Source organism: Bacillus nitroreducens (assembly GCF_964021195.1).
In genome coordinates this window covers 2,105,008-2,122,237 of sequence record NZ_CAXHYI020000003.1, presented here as the reverse complement: position 1 = coordinate 2,122,237, position 17,230 = coordinate 2,105,008, and the positions used below count along the sequence as shown (strand labels likewise).

The window sequence follows — 17,230 nt, the reverse complement described above, 5'->3', positions numbered from 1 at the left end:
GATTTACAATTAAAGTCAAGACAAAGAAACTATTTAGGTATAAAAATAAGTGAAAATCGACTAGAAATTAATACATGAAGAGGGTCATTTTACCAAAAACTGCATTTTTCGATGTTGAACCTCTACCTGCAAAGGGATATTTCCGATATATTCACCATCGGCATGGATCAACATCTTATCTTCTGAATTCACACGGATATTTACACCTTTATGTTGGTCGATTTCCTTAAATTTTGTATGAACGCCAAAAAACACGGTAATAAATACAAACAGAAGCTTTAGCCTTGAAAGATTATGAACAACTGTAATGTCAAAGAAGCCATCTGTTGTCTTTGCCTTTGGTGCAATTTTCATACCCCCACCATAAAATGGTTGATTTGATATCGTGACAAACCAAACATTCTTATATTGAAAATCTCGTCCATCTATATTCACCGTAACACTCGTTAGTCGATATGTAAAAAGAAGGCTGATAAGTGCTCCGACATAGGCTAAAGAGCCTAAATGAACTTTATTTAAATACCTTTTCATTTTCGATTCATTTGTTAGCTTCGAAACAGCAGCATCAAAACCTGTGCCTAAACTACTCACGAAATAAGAGCCTGTTGCTCTACCTTGGACTTTACATTTACCGATATCAAATAACTTTCCCTTCTTTCCTTTATTCTGAATAATAAAGGAAAGGGCCTTTAGAGGAGACTTCGGAACATTAAACCCCCTAGAAAAATCATTTCCAGATCCAGCAGGGATGTAACCTACCTTTATGTTAGGGTAATACACCATCCCATTGACAACCTCATTAATCGTTCCATCCCCTCCGACTGCAATCACAGCGTCTACCTTATCCTCGAACATCGATCCAATTTGTCTTGCTAATTCTTGCGCATGTGTTGGATATTTTGTGAAAAAGGAACGATAATTGACTTTTTTCTGATTTAACTCAGCCTTAAGCTTATTCCAAACCTTATATCCTTTACCATTTCCAGCATTTCCATTTACGATAAAAATTAATAGTTTCATAGTCTATCCCCAAGAAAATTTCGACATCTATGCATTAATAGTATTTTAATTTAAAATAGTTTACAACACAAATAAAAGGTAGGCTACCCGAATTTCCAACTAGAAAGAGGAGATTCGTCTTATTTGTAGGGAAGAATGTAATTTCACCTGAAATTAGCCATCAAAAAAAGGTGCATTTTAATTCGCACCCTAATCCATACGTCTTACGCAAACAGTCTGACAATATTGTAATAAGACATTACCTGCTTTTAATTGCATATGTTTTAACGGAGAGCTCATATTTCTCAGGTTCGAAAACCACTCGTCATAGTTTCTCTTTTCCACTAACTCCACATCATATGGTACTTCAGGGAAATCAAAATATCCAGTTCGGTTTAAGATCACTTTTCGAATCGGCAACTCAACCCCGTATAACGAAAATAATGTGCGAACAATTCCATCCATCCGATCAAGTTCAATCATCGGAGATAATACTTTTTTAGTTTGTTTCCCAATACGTTCAATCCAAAACCTTTCGTTCGACCCTAGAAATACACTATCCTCTTCCCCTTCAAGCATAGTAATAAGCCAGGTAGTCGTTGGGCTAATGATAATGATCTCAACCTCAATAGGTGCTTTTTTCAATTTAAAAATAGGTTTGTATAGAACTAGATAGGTGTCAGGAAAACGCTGGAGAAAATATTTTAAATTGGGATCATTATAAAATTCCTTATCGACATAGGATTTTTCTCGAACAGTTGAGCTTGCCCACTTCAATTGAAACTCAAAAATACCATCAAGAAATGGTTGCTTCTCTAGTTTCTTTAAATCCCATTGTTTCCTTTTCTGTCGGATGAATTGACTGGGATACCGAAACATATCAACTTCATATCTAGAAATATAATCTTGTAATTTAATTAATTGAGCCAACCTTATAACACCTCATATCAAATGCTCCTTACGTAATTGCCGTCTAATTATTAGGCATCCACACCCGAGATAGGTCATACGTGGGATGTTACGTCCTTAGTCTGGGTTCATTCATTTCAGTCGGGAAATCAAATCCAGCACTGAATAAATATTTTACTTTATAAAATTAATTTTCCATGTAAAAAATAGGGGAGTTCTGTTGAATAAATGTAAAAATTCCCCTTCTAACTCATTGGAAAAATAGTTATCGGCTGATATTTGGGTGTTCGTAGCATATGGGTTTGATATAACACAAATTGTTCTATTTTACATACAACCTCGTCTTCAGCTATTTCTAGCATCCCAATAAAGTCATTTTGTGGAAATGGTTGTTCCGATTTCCATCGCCTTGCCATTGTAATATGTGGAGAAAATGGACGCTTATCAAGAGAAAAGCCTTGATTCACACATGCTTGATATACATCTTTTTGAAGGTCCCTTAATGACTTATTTTCATCCACACCTGCCCATAAAATGCGAGGTGAATCTGACTTTCCAAACGTTCCGAGTCCATTTATTTTGAGCATAAATGGTACGTGATTTTCTGCAATCTCGTACATTGCTTTTTCAAGGTTTACTAATTCAGCTCGGGAAGCCTGTCCACCTAGGAAGGCTAGTGTTATATGTAAATCTTCAGGATGCACCCACGACTTAAATGGGAAGCTTTTTTCAAGAATTGTCCTCCATTTAAACAAAAACTCCTTGGTTTGAGCAGGAAGTGCCAGTGCAAGAAAAAAATGAGTTTGACTCATAGGTAAGCTCCTTTTCCATCATGATTTGTATTATTTTAGCAAACTTACGGGTAAAGGGAAACATGAGGAGTGTTTTTTGGAAATCATACACACAGTGGTGTAGGATACCAGGTTAGTATGTCTAACTTCTAGCTCCCTTAGATATTTCTATCATAGTTGCCAATAATCTGGACAAATTCACACAAAAAAGCCCGTCATAGGACGGACTCCATTCTCATTTTGCTAGTTCATAAATTGCTTGTGCGTATATGGCAGTTGCTTTTATTAAGTCATCTATTAAAATATACTCATCTTTTTGGTGGGCAACATCTGGGCGACCTGGAAACAGTGGTCCGAAGGCAACGCCTGCTTCTAAAGATCTTGCATATGTCCCTCCACCTATTGAAACCAATGTTGCCTCTTCCCCTGTTTGTTCCTCGTATACTTTTTGTAAAGTTTGAATGAGCGGATGGTTCTTGTCAACATGATGTGGTGTTGAGTTGCTAAAATTTCTTAACTCAAAGCCAAATGTCTTGCATACTTCCTCAATTTTCTTTTTCGTACCATCCATATCATTTGTAACAGGGTAGCGTAGGTTTAACCCTAGACTCCCACCTTTATCATTAGAGTAGATAAGCTTACCGACATTAATTGTTAGGTCGCCTGTAATGTCGTCGCTATAGGCAACTCCAAGCTTTCTGCCCCTTGAATCACCTACAAAATATTCGTTAACAAAGTTTAAATAATGCTTTGCTTTTTCATCTAGGGTGTATCCTACTAAAAACGAAGCCAAATATAAACCCGCATTCTTTCCATGTTCTGGCTCCATCCCGTGTGCAGATTCACCTTCAAGCTGAAAGATCACTGTATCCTCGTCACAAATTCCACGGCCGACTAAAGAGTTTTTCTGTGTAAACGCCTGAAAATCATTTACCATCTCTAGTAAATTTCCTTTTCCTTCAAGCTTCGCCTCTGCGTAATCTGGAACCATGTTATAACGTCGACCAGAACTGAATGACGTTAAGCACAGGCTGCCATCAGAAGCTAGTTTTGATCTTTGAACTAAATCAAAATCAGCAATTCCTTTTTCAGCATAAATAATTGGAAAATCTGCATCTGGAGCAAAACCCATCGTGGGCATTTCTTCATGTTTAAAATAATGGTCAACGCAACGCCAGTCACTTTCTTCATCAGTTCCAATTATCATTCGAACTCGTTTAGAAAGTGGCAAATTTAGCTCTTTAATAATTTTCATTGCATAATAGGCTGCCATTGTTGGTCCTTTATCGTCCAAGGAGCCTCTTGCAACGATTTTCCCATCATAAATTTCAGCCCCAAACGGGTCACTTGACCAACCATCGCCCTCAGGCACAACATCTATATGACATAGTACACCTACTAACTCTTCTCCAGAACCAATTTCAAGATGTCCTGCATAACCATTTAGATTTTTTGTTAGAAAACCATCGGCACTGCCTTTATCTAATAAATAATGCAATGCCTGATCAATTCCCGCTCCAAAAGGCGCCGTAGGTGTTGCATTCTCCTCATCGAGAACACTGTTTATTCTCAAAAAATCTTGCGTATCTTTTATCAATTGTTCTTGACGTTTTCTAACTTCTTCAAGCCAGTTGATTTGTTCCATCTAAATTCTCCTTACTACTTATTTCTAGATACATACTGTAAAATGAATTTTCATCCTGATTCACTATATAGTGTACCGTCTCTAGAAGAATTATATATCTTTTTCTTCTATTTAGGGTCATTTGATGGAACGAACCAACTTTAAGGTCAAAAGAACTTTTTGAAAGTGATGTCGCTTATTATTGTGCTTTTTCTTTTTCCTTGTTCATTTTAATATCTGTCTTAATTTCAACACATCGACTAGGGCTTGGGAAAAGTTTACCTGCATTTAAGAGATTCTTAGGGTTAAATACTTCACGAATATTGGTTTGGGCTTGAATTTCTTCTTCTGTAAAAACAAAACGCATTTCTTCCATTTTTTCAATACCTACTCCGTGTTCACCAGTAATGGTACCCCCAACATCCGCACATACTTTCAAGCATGCACTTCCTGCTAATAATGCCTTTTCCGTTTCTCCAGGCACTCTAGCATCAAAGAGTATGAGAGGATGAAGGTTTCCATCACCAGCATGGAAAATATTCGCAATTCGCAATCCGTATTCTTTACTAATTTGATTGATTTTATTTAACACTTCAGGCAATTTACTTCTTGGAATAACACCATCTTGAACGAGATAATCTGGGGAGATCGCTCCCATCGCTCCAAAGCCTGTTTTACGATTCGCCCACCATCTAGCACTTTCCTGCTCGTCTCTTGCCACTTTGACTTCTTTAACATTTCTCTTCTTACAAACTTCTAATATCTCATTAATCTGTTCATCAATACCAGCTGCAATTCCATCTACTTCAATTAATAAAAATGCTTCAATATCCTTCGGGTGTCCAACTGGGAAGGCCGCGGCTTCTACACCCTCAATTGCAATTTTATCCATCATCTCTAACGCTGCAGGTACTATGCCTGCAGAAATGATATCAGAAACAGCCTGGCTTCCATCTGCAACTTTATCGAAATAAGCTAAGACTGTTTTTTTCGCTTGAGGATTCTTCAAAATTCTCACGGTTATTTTTGTCACGATTCCAAGTGTTCCCTCAGAACCTGTTAACAAACCAATCAAGTCATAGCCAGGCATATCACAAATCCCGTTATTTCCAATTTCGATTATCTCTCCATTAGGTAAAACAACTTCTAGGCCAAGTATATGGTTCGTCGTAACTCCATATTTAAGGCAGTGCGCTCCTCCAGCATTTTCAGCCACATTTCCTCCAATTGTACAACAGTATTGACTTGAAGGATCTGGTGCATAATAATAGCCTTTATCTGCAATTGAGTTTGTCAACTTCAGGTTGATAAATCCTGGTTCCACAACAGCACGTCTATTTTCAAGATCTACACTTAATAAACGTTTCATCTTGACTAGACTAATAATCACTTCTCCATTTATTGGAATTGCACCGCCACTTAGACCCGTTCCCGCTCCACGTGCAAGAAAAGGAAGGTCGTTTTCATTGCAGTATTTCACAAGTTCTGCCACTTCTTCCGTGTTCTTTGGAAAAACAACCGCTTTCGGTAAATGCTTGTGGATGGTAAACCCATCACAATCATAGGCAAGTAAATCTTCCTTGTGATAAAGAATTGAAGATGGCCCCCCAACAATTGAAGCTAAGTTTTTAATATGTTTATCATTTGTCTTAAGTAATTTCGTTTTTAGCGTTTTAAAAACCATTACTCTCCCCCCTTTTGCTGATCCTCTTTTTGATAAGCCCAATCCAACAATTGAACGGTATGAACAATTTTTTGATTCCTACCATGCTTTTGAACACCTATCGCCATTTGAAGCATACAACCAGGGTTCCCCATGGATATCATTTCGACATCGTCAGGGACATTTTCCATCTTACTTTCTAGTACGGCACCAGCCATTTCTGGATTGGTTATATTGTATATACCAGCACTTCCACAACAACGGTCAGCGTTTGGCATGTGAACCATCTCAACGCCAGGTATATTTAGTAGAAGGTCCCTTGGTTCTTGCCTAATTCCTTGACCGTGGGCTAAATGACATGCATCATGGTACGTAATTCGAGTATTCAATTCAGCTTTTGGCTTTTCGTAGCCTGTATCATGTAAGTATTTTGAGATGTCTTCTACTTTCTCTGAGAATTCTTCTGCTTTGGCTTTCCACTCAGGCTCGTCTTTGAACAATTCCGCATATTCCTTTAACATGCAACCACATCCAGCTGCGTTTACAACAATTGTTTCGCTATCCTTAAAAGCTTCAATATTTTGTTTTGCAAGCTTTCTCCCCGTTTCTCTATCGCCTGCGTGAACGTGAAGCGCACCGCAACATGTCTGATTTTTTGGTATGACAACGTCATTTCCATTCCTTGTTAATACGTTTATTGTAGACTCATTTATATCGCTGAACATAACATCCATTACACACCCTGTTAAGAATGCTACTTCATTTTTTGTTTCACCTTTCGCCTTGATAACGTTCTCATTTTTGTATTTTTTACGAACAGGCGTATTAATTTCTGGCATGATGGATTCCATCTCTACTAAATGCTTCGGCATGATATTAATAAGTCCAGTCTTTCGGACCGCCTTTTGAATACCGCTTTTTTGATAAAACTTCAGTAGACTCCCAAGTGAATTTAAGCGATTTTGATGAGGGAATAACCCTTCTAAGAACAATTTACTAACCGCTTTTTTAGCTCCAGTTAGTGGCATTGCTTGACGAATTTGACCACGAGCCTCTTCAATTAGTCCTCCTACATCTACGCTGGCAGGACAGGCTGTTGTACAGGCTCTACAATCTAAACATTGAAACACAGGATCCATAAATTGCTCATTCAATGTAAGTTTGCCTTCTGCAACTGATTTAATGAGGTAGACACGTCCTCTAGGAGAATGTTGCTCTTGTCCTGTTTGTTCATATGTTGGACACGATTCTAGGCACATCCCGCAATGTACACAGTCTGCCCATTTGTTTTCATCTGGATGATCATTCGCAAAATAATTACTTAAACTTAAACTATTTGTAGTACAAGCTGGCTCTTGGTTTACCTTTAAATCAGCTTCTCTTAAACTCACCTTATATACCCCCTACAAACCGTTTTGAATTCAGGACTTTTTTCGGATCAACCTTTTCTTTAATTCCTTCTAAAAGTGCGAAATAGGAAGGCTTCTCTCCCCATACATCTACTTTCAGTCGAAGAGCGTAAGGCAAGTGTGTAACTACTGCATAACCACCGAGTTGTGTAACACTCTCTCTTAGTTTCTGTATAGCTGTAACAATATTGTCACTCTCACCACTTAGATTGATTTGACATAAACCATGTCCTAATCCGCCATGGGCTTCAATTTTCACATTGATAGAATCTTGTAATTGTTTGCAAGCTTCTAATACCTGCAACACATCTAAATTGACGACCCCAACCTTTAGAGCCGCTTCAACTTGATTGTTACTGTTGACTTCAGTTGTTACGCCATTTGGAGCAATTCTTGAAAATTTGTCCCAAAACAAACGTGCTTCTTCTTGAGGTAAAATCTGTAGATTTGTACCTGTTGGTTGCAGATTGTTTTTCACAAATTCCTCTTGATAATGGACCGAGCTTTCTACATCTTCAAAACTAAGTGCTAACGTATAACTATCTTGATTTATCAGTCTTTTTGAAAGCGATGGATTTAATAATTCAACAGAAACAGGCTCAAGGATAGAGTCTAATAATTTAACAGCAAATGATTTAATTTCGTTTTCACTACCCTCTGAAAAAGATAGCAATACTAGGCTTTCATATTTTGGCAATGGTAAAAGCTTAAATGTAATCTCAGAAAGTACACCAAGAGTTCCCATTGAGCCAATAAAAAGCTTATTCATATCATAGCCGGCTACGTTCTTAACCACCTTACCGCCTGAACGTATAACAGTTCCATCTGGATATACGACACGAAGCCCAATAACAATATCACGGGCAGAACCATATCGAAGCCTCTTGGGACCGCTTTCATTCGAAGCGATAACTCCACCTATCGTCGCATATTCTGGCCAAGCTGGATCTAGTGATATTTTCTGGTTTGTCTTAGCTAAGTAATCTTGTAACTCCTTAATTGTAGTACCTGGTCTAACTGTTAACGTCATATCGCCTACTGTATGTTCTACAACGCCTTTATAGTTTTTTAGAGAAAGTAAAATATCAAAATATTCTACTAATCCTCCAAATCCTCTTTTTGTACCCCCACTAATAATTGATATTTTCTTCCCATTGCTATTTGCGTACTTAAGGAGACTTACAATTTCCTCCTCAGTCTTTGGATAAACGATTACATAACCTGAGTTTCCATATGGATTGCTTTCTCCTGAACCATCTTCCATATCAATCTCAGGAAATAAAGCTTTCAATTCTGTAAAGGATTTATCTGTTACGATCATTATTAGCACCTCCATTTGTTTCGTATAAAGAAACAGCGTTTTATAAATTCACAAAAATAAAATGCTCCAATTATTAAAAGGGTTTTAACGTTCCTTCATTTTTGAACCATTTACTAGTTAGATGACTCTTGTAATACGCTTTTTTGTAAAAGTTCTTCAACCAAATTTAAGTGTTCCAACATCATTTCGTTCGTTTTCTTTGGTTCTTTTAATTTAATATATTCATAGATTTTGATATGCTGTTTATCAATTAACTCAACAATATTCGTATCTTGTTGGATATAGTTATGAAAATCAATCATTGATTTTTCTAATGTGTTTGAAATCGATTGCAATAACTGATAAACAATTTTATTGCGTGTAGATTTAGCGATAATCATATGAAAATCGTAATCTGCTTCCCATCCGTTAGATGATCGATTCGCAAGCAAATCCTCCATTATCTTCAAATCATCATCTGTTCGATTTAATGCAGACATTTCAGCTATCCCTGGTTCTAGAAGCTTTCTAATTTGGAAAAGCTCACTAATATTTTCTGAATTAGGCAGTAACAAATAGCTATTATTAAACAATTTAGTTGAATCAAATGAACAAACATAACTTCCTTCACCTTGTTTGATGTTCACTAGCCCTTTTCCTTGCAGTAATATAATCGCGTCTCGGACAGCTGAACGCCCCACACCAAATAATTCACAAAGTTCTCTAATTGAAGGAAGTTTTTCACCTGCCTTAAACTTTTCCGACTCAATCATCTTTTCAATTTGCCTTGCAACTGTTTCGGATATTTTTTCAACTGGGATTTTTTCTACATTCACATTTCCACCACCTTTTCAGATATCACATATCAGACATGTGATGTGTGTTTAACAACATTAAATCACCATATTGTTTACGTGTCAATATACTTTTTAGAATCTTTTGATTCTTATAATTATTTTAATAAAATATTCTTACTGATTAATGAACCAATTTCACCCTTGAACTGTTAATCACTCAACAAAAAAAGCCTGGCTATCAGCCAGGAACTTTACCGTATCCAATACCTTTGGAATACGTATTCAATTGCATATATTTGAAAGTAGAATGTTATTTTGCTGCTCCTATTCTGAACAAGGAAATAACTCGTACCATTCAGAAGCAATCCTTCTTACACTATAATCAAAATCAATATGATTCCCACAATTGAAATAATAGGGAGAGATATGAAATTCACGGCATACTGTTCTGCCTGTATGCGAATCAAATCATCTTTTCTTATATTGACAATAAAATGATTGGACATGATTCGCAAATAGACTGTCTTTACCCATATTCTTAGAAAAATAACGAAACAAAGAAAGATAATCAATTTTATCCAAATGGGAGGTATAAGTAATATAGCTCCAGTTGTAATACTTACAATTTGTAAGCATTGAAATACATAAGCCTTATTCCTAAAAAAGACTTTCAAAAATACTTCCTGCAAGCTCTTCTTACGATTACGTTTTTGATATATTCGTTTTGAATTCCGATAAAAAAGAGGACTTCGTTTCTTTTGACTCGGAACTTTTTCCACATATTCAGAAAAAACAAAAATTCTTTTTACATACTTAAGCTTCTCATTTTTTTCGATGTAAACATCCTTAGAAAATGTCGTAATTTTATTCAATCGTGCCGAGGAATACATAAAAAATATCAGCCATTGTATGGGACTAATTATCAATAATAAGAAAAAAAATTGCTTAAGTGCCCATGTCACAAATGATAGGATGAAGACACCTAACATAACGAATACGAAAACTGTATAAATACCTTTTTTCCAGGGGGACTCAATATCATCCAGATACTGTTGCAATCCTAGAATCAGTGCTTTTAAGCTCATAAAAAACAAGGATAAGTAAAGAATTTCGATCATGGACAGACTGTAATATTTAACTAGGAAGGGCGCCAAAAAAACAACAAGAATAAGGACCCCGATGCTATACACAACGAGAGAAAAATTACGTGTTGATTTTTTCAAGGTATAAATAAGGTTACGTTTTTGTAGTAAAAATAACTGATCCGCCTCTTCTAAAAACGTTCGGATCCGTCCCTGCCAACAAATTAAATAAAACAATCCGATTACCATAAAGAGAGGAGTTCCTTCAATCCAAGCAGGTATTTCCTGCCACCAACGATAGTAATTATAACCAAGAATAGCAAATGCGGGAATAAATAAATATAGAAAAATAGTCCAATCTACTACACTTCTCCATATCCCCCATTGATAGGTGAACTCTTTATGTAGTCGAATACGAAATAAACTTTTATTCATGAACTGCTTCACCCTGTACGATTTGGTTAAAGCATTGTAGAAGTGGAGCATCAGGTAACCCAGCTTTATTGCGGATATCGTCTAGATTCCCCTCGGCTTTAAGTCTTCCACCTGCTACTAATACAAAACGATCACAGACCTTTTCCGCGGTGTCTAGAACATGAGTACTCATCAATATCCCAGCCCCACGTCTTTTCTCTTGGTCAATAAGTGACAATAAATCTTGCATGGCCATTGGGTCTAATCCAATAAACGGCTCATCGATAATATAAATGTCTGGTTTTATAAGAAACGCAGATATAATCATTACCTTTTGCTGCATTCCTTTTGAAAATGTACTTGGCAACTTATGTATCACTTTTTCCATATGGAAGAGCTCGACTAACTTCATGGCTCGTTCTTTAAACTGTGTTTCTTCAATCTCCATCACACCTGCCGCGAGATCAAGATGCTCCCATAATGTCAATTCATCATAAAAGACGGGTCTTTCTGGAATATACGCATATGTGTGGTTATTGATAAAATCGATTGTTCCATTCGTATTATCTAATAATCCAAGTATGGTTTTAATCGTCGTGCTCTTCCCTGCTCCATTTGGTCCGATAAGTCCAACGATTTCATTCCGGCTAATTGAAAAAGAAAGATCCTCTACAACCTTATGATTTTCTTCATAGCCAGAATCTTGTATTGAAACTTCCAATAATGTCTGTTTCACTAACATCCCCTCCACTCTTACATACGAAATTTCAATAAAAAGGTTCCCTTTATGGATTCCCTTTACCAAACTGTAATAAAAATGTAAAAAACAGAATAGTAGAAATAAACTATGATAATAATAGAGATAGATGTAGAATTTTGATAACTTATGCAGAAATAGTCATACTATTCAGATACAACTATATATATAGCAAACGCACCTACGAAAAGAAGAGGTGATGTAGGACATATATTAATGAACATTTGATTGAAATATAAATGGTTGTCACCTATCTCTATATTGGGATATCAATTGGTTTTTAGTACGACTGAGGCATGATTGATCATGTCCAAAAAATGATAAGGAGTGGTTTTTTGAAGCCTTCAACAAACCGTATGTTAACTCGTATCAAATCAGTCTACATGTTTATAAACGAAAAAGGGACTGTAACAACACAGGAGCTTGTGGATGAATTTGGAACTACATCAAGAACCATTCAACGTGATTTGAATGTGTTAGCATATAATGATTTGGTTCGCAGCCCTAGTCGAGGTAAATGGACAATCACGAAGAAAAAAGTCAAAATATCGTAGTCAACTACAAAGGGCGGATTAGAAGGTAGCAATTAACTTTTACAATGGAAGGCCTTTTCATACAGATACATATAGAGAAATGAATTTCAAATATAAAAAGGGCTGTCACTTGCGACAGCCCTTATTTCGTATAATTTTTTAATAACTGAACTTCTTCATCCGTTAGCTCACGATATTCCCCTAGCTCTAACGTTTCATCAAGTGGTAGTGGACCCATCTTCATTCTTTTCAAATAGACAACACGCTTTCCTACTGCTTGAAACATTCGCTTTACTTGATGGAATTTCCCCTCTTCAATAACGACTTCAATTTCTGAACGCAAGCCACTACTTATAATAGTTAGAACAGCTGGCATTGTTTTATATCCGTCATCAAGAGTAACTCCGTTTCGAAAGCTTTCCACATCCTCTTCGGTAACCTCACCTTCAATAATGGCTACGTATGTTTTGGGAACGTGTTTTTTTGGAGAAAGAAGTTGATGTGCTAGTTGACCATCGTTCGTTAATAGCAATAGTCCTTCTGTGTCTTTATCTAAACGCCCAACTGGAAAAGGATTATAAATGGTATCTTCCATCTCCAATAAGTCGATGACAGTCTCATGAAGACCATCTTCGGTAGCCGAGATGACACCTTGAGGTTTATTCAGCATTAAATAGATGAATTCCTTATATTCAATCACTTCACCATTCACAGTGACCGTATCCGTTTCAATTTTCACATGTTTACCTGAATCTTTAACTGGAACACCATTGATTTGAACTGCTCCTGATTTTAATAATCCTTTGACCTCTTTTCGACTGCCAAACCCACGATTTGCAAGTAATTTATCAATCCGCATGTAAGCACCTCCTTAAAATTAGTGCAAATACCCATCTTTCTTAGATTAGGCGTTTTATTCATAGCACAAACGCCCCTATTTCATACAATGTTATTGTACTTTCTTAAAAAGATAAGGAGCGATACCACAATGTATTATTATGACTATCGTCAACAACCACAAGGGAGCTTTTTCCCAGGTTTTCCTGGATTTCCAGGAGGAGGCGGAAATGTTGATCGCCGCATCGAACGCCTTGAGCGCCAAATACAAAGACTAGAGAATCAAATTGACCGTTTAGACCGTCGTGTAGACCGCATTGAGCGTCGTCTAGGCTTCGGTACTTTTCAGGGCTAACATTCGATAAGAACCTTCTAACCTAGGAACATTCCTACCTCACACAAAATGGAAGGCAAACAAGTTCGAAAAAAGGCTGTTACTCAACAGCCTTTTTTTGTTTTCGTGATAAAAATCTAAATCGACTGCCGAGTAGCACTTCTAATAAGCGTGAACGATAAGCTAAGAACAGATACACAGCAGCCCCCACTACAACTCCTACCAGAAGCACAAAGACTGATTGCATTCTTCCATTTTCATAGCCGACCACAAATGATAACATCCAATCAACGAACAATATTACCATTGCCATAAACATTGCAAAAATCCCCATTAATAAGGTTCTCCTCGCAAACAATGAATAACTATATCCTGCATGTCTTTGAATCATCCAAAAGGAATATGCAATGGCAACCGTATATCCTAATGCAGTGGCAAGTATGGATCCGATCTCTCCGAACCATGTGATAAATGGTGCGTTGAAACTCATTTTGAGAATGAGCCCCATGAACAAACTAACAACTGCAAATTTTTGCTTATTGATGCCTTGTAAAATTGCAGCCGAGATAGAAAAGAAAGAAAAGAGAATCGCCACAGGTGCATACCATCTTAAAATACGTCCACCTGCTTCACTCATCTCAAATAATGCATTAAAAGCAGGATAAGCTAATACTGACAAACCTACAACTGCTGGTAAAACCAGTAGCACACAGATTTGAAATGCCTTATCGATTTGACTTCTAAGTTGCTGGAAATCACCAGAAGTAAATGAATTTGTTATCGTTGGAACGAGCGTTAAACTAAATGCCGTTGCTAAAGATACAGGAATCATAACTAACTTTGGAACCATGAAGGTAAGATAGCCAAATATCCCTTCTGATATCTCCTCTGAAACTCCGTTACCCATCATTGTTTTATTAAAGGTAAGCTGGTCAACATATTGATAAAGTGGAATAGCCAACCCTACAATGACAAATGGTCCTGCATAGGAAAGTAACTCCTTGAACATTTCCTTTATTGTCATGTCCGTTTGCGGTCTACTTTTCGCAAGCATTTCATCTAGATATGGTTTTCGCTTATACCAGAACCATAACAGGACTGCCATCCCACCAAGTGCACCAACAAAAGCTCCAAATGTGGCTAATCCAACAGCAAATACTCTCTCGCCATCAATTACCTTCATCACAATAAAGGTCGCTGATAGTACAAAAAGAACTCGAACGAGCTGTTCTACTACTTGAGAAACTGCAGTTGGTCCCATTGATTGATGTCCTTGGAAAAAACCTCGTTGCATACTCATAATAGGTACAACTAACAAAGCAAAACTAACCATTCGAATGACATAGGTAACATCCTCAACAGTATTTACCGCATTACCTCCACCAAGCACTCTTTCAGCTAAGAATGGTGCCGCTAGATTAAGGATTGAAAATCCTACCAAGCCTGTAATTCCCATCACGACAAGTCCAGTCTTGTACATCCTCATACCTGTATGATAATCGCCTAAAGAGTTATACTTCGAAACAAATTTTGAAACAGCAGCTGGAATTCCCGCTGTTGAGACAAATAAAAAGATTGTATATTGTGCATATCCATATGAATAAAGGGCAGTACCAAATTTACCTACTAAATAAACGAAAGGAAAAACATAAATCATCCCAAGGATGCGTGAAATATATGTAGCAAGGGTTAAAACAAACGTCCCACGCAGTAATTTCGATTCAGACATAATAAATCCCCAATCATTAAATTTGAAGACTAACTAATCAAGTTTAGCATATTTTTAAATATTTTGAACCAGAATATTTTGGCTATAAAACGAAATATTGAAGTCTATCACTTCACCATGTATAGTTTAGACTTGTTAGTATTGAAATTCAACAATTTCTACTCCCCGTGATATGATATAAGTTAGGAGAAAGTTATTCCATTCTTATTATCCTATTATAGGAATAAGACGTCCCAAGGCCTACATGATGAAATTGACTCAGGCGGCACGAGACGATACGCCTGGTTTTTAAAAAAACGATGTAAGGATTGATTTTTTTATTCTTATAGATACGAATCCATGGGAGAGTGTGAACCTTGAAGGATATTATTTTGTTTGATGGCGTTTGTCATTTTTGTAATAACAGTGTGCAATTTATCCTTAAAAGAGACAAAAAACAACGTTACCAGTTTGCTTCCTTACAAAGCGACGTTGGGAGGTCCTTCTTGCGTAAGCACGGTATCTCCGAAAATTTGAATAGTTTTGTCTTAATTGAAGGGGACCAGTATTATACAAAATCAACAGCAGCTCTTAGGATCTGCCGTAATCTTACAGGTCCAGTACGCTATCTTTCTTATTTCAGATATATTCCAGCACCGATTAGGGATATATTTTATCATGTAATTGCCAATAATCGATATAAATGGTTTGGTAAACAGGAAACTTGTATGCTTCCCTCACCAGAGGTACGGAAACGATTTTTAGACCGAGAATAAGGAGTGTTCTATTTGCAATATGATGTAGTTGTAATTGGAGGGGGACCCTCTGGCTTAATGGCATCCATTGCTGCTGGAGAGCAAGGAGCGAAGGTTCTTCTTTTAGATAAAGGAAATAAGCTGGGTAGGAAATTAGCGATTTCAGGCGGTGGGCGTTGTAATGTCACGAACCGACTCCCACTTGATGAAATCATTAAACACATACCTGGAAATGGCCGATTTTTATATAGCGCCTTTTCCGTATTTAACAATGAAGATATTATTGCTTTTTTCGAAAAGCTTGGAATTCAATTAAAAGAAGAAGACCATGGCAGAATGTTTCCAACAACGAATAAGGCACAGTCTGTTGTCGATGCCCTAATAAATCGTCTTGAAACTTTAAATGTTCAGATCAAAACTAATACGCCTGTAGCTAAGCTAGAATACAAAGATGGCCAAGTTGCAGGTGTTCATTTACACAACGGTGAATACATTGAGGCTAAATCTATTGTCGTTGCCGTTGGAGGTAAATCCGTCCCTCAAACAGGTTCGACTGGAGACGGTTATGCCTGGGCAGAGGCTGCAGGACATACGATTACAGACCTCTTTCCTACCGAGGTTCCAGTTACATCAGATGAAGTATTTATTCAGAACAAAACACTACAAGGGCTTGCATTACGTGATGTAGCCGTTAGTGTCCTAAACCCAAAAGGAAAAACAGTCATCACCCATCAGATGGACATGCTGTTTACTCACTTCGGCGTGTCTGGTCCCGCTGTTTTGCGCTGTAGTCAATTTGTAGTAAAAACGATGAAAAAGTTCAAAGTTGACCGTGTTGTCATGAGTATTGATGCACTTCCTTCTTTAAACGAGGAAATGATTTTTCAACAAATCATAAAACTTGCAAAAGAAGAACCAAAAAAAGCTCTTAAAAATCTGGTAAAAGGATTCCTACCAGAACGATATCTCTTATTCTTATTGGAGAAAAATGAAATTGACCCTCAGGTTACTTTTGCAAATTTATCTCATGACCGTATTCGTGCATTTGCCAAGGATTGCAAACAATTTCAGTTCACTGTCAACGGTACGCTGTCGATTGAAAAAGCATTTGTAACTGGTGGCGGTGTTTCAATAAAAGAAATTCACCCCAAGGAAATGGAGTCAAAATTAATGAAGGGACTCTTTTTCTGTGGAGAAATCCTTGATATCCACGGTTACACAGGTGGGTACAATATTACATCTGCTCTTGTCACAGGGAGACTAGCAGGAGAAAACGCTGGGAAGCAAGCACTGTCCATACAGAACTAAAAAAAGGAGC

At 37.1% G+C, this 17,230-nt stretch carries 16 protein-coding genes; 4 read left to right on the top strand and 12 right to left on the bottom strand.

Annotation, left to right across the window (positions count from 1 at the left end; genetic code table 11):
• Nucleotides 1-84 precede the first annotated feature (84 nt).
• The 10 genes from ACWPVE_RS14175 to ACWPVE_RS14130 form a co-directional block, all read right to left on the bottom strand.
• Nucleotides 85-1,020, bottom strand: coding sequence for a diacylglycerol/lipid kinase family protein (locus ACWPVE_RS14175; protein WP_453994352.1), 936 nt, complete (start codon nucleotides 1,018-1,020; stop codon nucleotides 85-87).
• Between the two features lie 189 nt (nucleotides 1,021-1,209).
• A complete protein-coding gene (locus ACWPVE_RS14170; protein WP_453994350.1) occupies nucleotides 1,210-1,929 on the bottom strand; it encodes an NERD domain-containing protein in 720 nt (239 codons plus the stop codon).
• A gap of 224 nt (nucleotides 1,930-2,153) precedes the next feature.
• Nucleotides 2,154-2,720, bottom strand: a complete 567-nt coding sequence (gene thpR / locus ACWPVE_RS14165; protein ID WP_453994348.1) for an RNA 2',3'-cyclic phosphodiesterase — start codon at nucleotides 2,718-2,720, stop codon at nucleotides 2,154-2,156.
• 214 nt (nucleotides 2,721-2,934) lie between these two features.
• Nucleotides 2,935-4,344 carry a dipeptidase PepV gene (gene pepV, locus ACWPVE_RS14160; protein ID WP_453994346.1) on the bottom strand — a complete coding sequence of 470 codons (1,410 nt, stop codon included), beginning with the start codon at nucleotides 4,342-4,344 and terminating at the stop codon, nucleotides 2,935-2,937.
• Between the two features lie 178 nt (nucleotides 4,345-4,522).
• Nucleotides 4,523-6,007 (bottom strand): FAD-binding oxidoreductase, encoded by a 1,485-nt coding sequence (locus ACWPVE_RS14155; RefSeq protein WP_453994344.1) that lies wholly within the window; start codon nucleotides 6,005-6,007, stop codon nucleotides 4,523-4,525.
• Nucleotides 6,007-7,377: a heterodisulfide reductase-related iron-sulfur binding cluster gene (locus ACWPVE_RS14150; protein WP_453994342.1), complete on the bottom strand. Its 1,371-nt coding sequence runs from the start codon at nucleotides 7,375-7,377 to the stop codon at nucleotides 6,007-6,009. The genes ACWPVE_RS14155 and ACWPVE_RS14150 overlap by 1 nt, the downstream gene beginning before the upstream one ends.
• A gap of 1 nt (nucleotide 7,378) precedes the next feature.
• Nucleotides 7,379-8,659, bottom strand: coding sequence for an FAD-binding oxidoreductase (locus ACWPVE_RS14145; RefSeq protein ID WP_453997540.1), 1,281 nt, complete (start codon nucleotides 8,657-8,659; stop codon nucleotides 7,379-7,381).
• Between the two features lie 170 nt (nucleotides 8,660-8,829).
• The gene (locus ACWPVE_RS14140) at nucleotides 8,830-9,531 is read right to left on the bottom strand and encodes a FadR/GntR family transcriptional regulator (protein WP_453994340.1); all 702 of its coding nucleotides are present in this window, start codon (nucleotides 9,529-9,531) and stop codon (nucleotides 8,830-8,832) included.
• A 332-nt stretch (nucleotides 9,532-9,863) separates the two neighbouring features.
• The gene (locus ACWPVE_RS14135) at nucleotides 9,864-11,009 is read right to left on the bottom strand and encodes an ABC transporter permease (protein ID WP_453994338.1); all 1,146 of its coding nucleotides are present in this window, start codon (nucleotides 11,007-11,009) and stop codon (nucleotides 9,864-9,866) included.
• Complete coding sequence (locus tag ACWPVE_RS14130; RefSeq protein WP_453994336.1) at nucleotides 11,002-11,730, bottom strand: ABC transporter ATP-binding protein; 729 nt, start codon at nucleotides 11,728-11,730, stop codon at nucleotides 11,002-11,004. Before ACWPVE_RS14130 ends, ACWPVE_RS14135 begins: the two co-directional genes overlap by 8 nt.
• Nucleotides 11,731-12,080: 350 nt before the next feature.
• Here ACWPVE_RS14130 and ACWPVE_RS14125 point away from each other — a divergent pair, with 350 nt between their 5' ends.
• Nucleotides 12,081-12,299 carry a DeoR family transcriptional regulator gene (locus ACWPVE_RS14125; protein ID WP_335423575.1) on the top strand — a complete coding sequence of 73 codons (219 nt, stop codon included), beginning with the start codon at nucleotides 12,081-12,083 and terminating at the stop codon, nucleotides 12,297-12,299.
• A 121-nt stretch (nucleotides 12,300-12,420) separates the two neighbouring features.
• Here the strand turns inward: ACWPVE_RS14125 and ACWPVE_RS14120 are convergent, their stop codons facing one another.
• A complete protein-coding gene (locus ACWPVE_RS14120) occupies nucleotides 12,421-13,137 on the bottom strand; it encodes a pseudouridine synthase (RefSeq protein WP_453994334.1) in 717 nt (238 codons plus the stop codon).
• Nucleotides 13,138-13,266: 129 nt separating this feature from the next.
• On the opposite strand from ACWPVE_RS14120, the gene ACWPVE_RS14115 reads away from it, so the two are divergent.
• Nucleotides 13,267-13,470, top strand: a complete 204-nt coding sequence (locus tag ACWPVE_RS14115; protein ID WP_453994332.1) for a hypothetical protein — start codon at nucleotides 13,267-13,269, stop codon at nucleotides 13,468-13,470.
• A gap of 79 nt (nucleotides 13,471-13,549) precedes the next feature.
• On the opposite strand, the gene ACWPVE_RS14110 is transcribed toward ACWPVE_RS14115, so the two are convergent.
• Entirely contained in the window at nucleotides 13,550-15,178 is a 1,629-nt protein-coding gene (locus tag ACWPVE_RS14110; protein ID WP_453994330.1) for a putative polysaccharide biosynthesis protein, read from the bottom strand.
• A 356-nt stretch (nucleotides 15,179-15,534) separates the two neighbouring features.
• On the opposite strand from ACWPVE_RS14110, the gene ACWPVE_RS14105 reads away from it, so the two are divergent.
• Both ACWPVE_RS14105 and ACWPVE_RS14100 read left to right on the top strand, forming a co-directional pair.
• A complete protein-coding gene (locus ACWPVE_RS14105) occupies nucleotides 15,535-15,933 on the top strand; it encodes a thiol-disulfide oxidoreductase DCC family protein (protein ID WP_453994328.1) in 399 nt (132 codons plus the stop codon).
• A gap of 12 nt (nucleotides 15,934-15,945) precedes the next feature.
• Nucleotides 15,946-17,220 carry an NAD(P)/FAD-dependent oxidoreductase gene (locus ACWPVE_RS14100; RefSeq protein WP_453994326.1) on the top strand — a complete coding sequence of 425 codons (1,275 nt, stop codon included), beginning with the start codon at nucleotides 15,946-15,948 and terminating at the stop codon, nucleotides 17,218-17,220.
• Nucleotides 17,221-17,230 lie beyond the last annotated feature (10 nt).

Excerpts from the sequence above, each read along its gene's own strand:
- ACWPVE_RS14175 (WP_453994352.1), bottom strand. The coding sequence starts at position 1,020 with ATGAAACTATTAATTTTTATCGTAAATGGAAATGCTGGAAATGGTAAA.
- thpR (WP_453994348.1), bottom strand. The coding sequence starts at position 2,720 with ATGAGTCAAACTCATTTTTTTCTTGCACTGGCACTTCCTGCTCAAACC.
- pepV (WP_453994346.1), bottom strand. The coding sequence starts at position 4,344 with ATGGAACAAATCAACTGGCTTGAAGAAGTTAGAAAACGTCAAGAACAA.
- ACWPVE_RS14155 (WP_453994344.1), bottom strand. The coding sequence starts at position 6,007 with ATGGTTTTTAAAACGCTAAAAACGAAATTACTTAAGACAAATGATAAA.
- ACWPVE_RS14145 (WP_453997540.1), bottom strand. The coding sequence starts at position 8,659 with ATGGAAGATGGTTCAGGAGAAAGCAATCCATATGGAAACTCAGGTTAT.
- ACWPVE_RS14135 (WP_453994338.1), bottom strand. The coding sequence starts at position 11,009 with ATGAATAAAAGTTTATTTCGTATTCGACTACATAAAGAGTTCACCTAT.
- ACWPVE_RS14130 (WP_453994336.1), bottom strand. The coding sequence starts at position 11,730 with ATGTTAGTGAAACAGACATTATTGGAAGTTTCAATACAAGATTCTGGC.
- ACWPVE_RS14120 (WP_453994334.1), bottom strand. The coding sequence starts at position 13,137 with ATGCGGATTGATAAATTACTTGCAAATCGTGGGTTTGGCAGTCGAAAA.
- ACWPVE_RS14115 (WP_453994332.1), top strand. The coding sequence starts at position 13,267 with ATGTATTATTATGACTATCGTCAACAACCACAAGGGAGCTTTTTCCCA.
- ACWPVE_RS14110 (WP_453994330.1), bottom strand. The coding sequence starts at position 15,178 with ATGTCTGAATCGAAATTACTGCGTGGGACGTTTGTTTTAACCCTTGCT.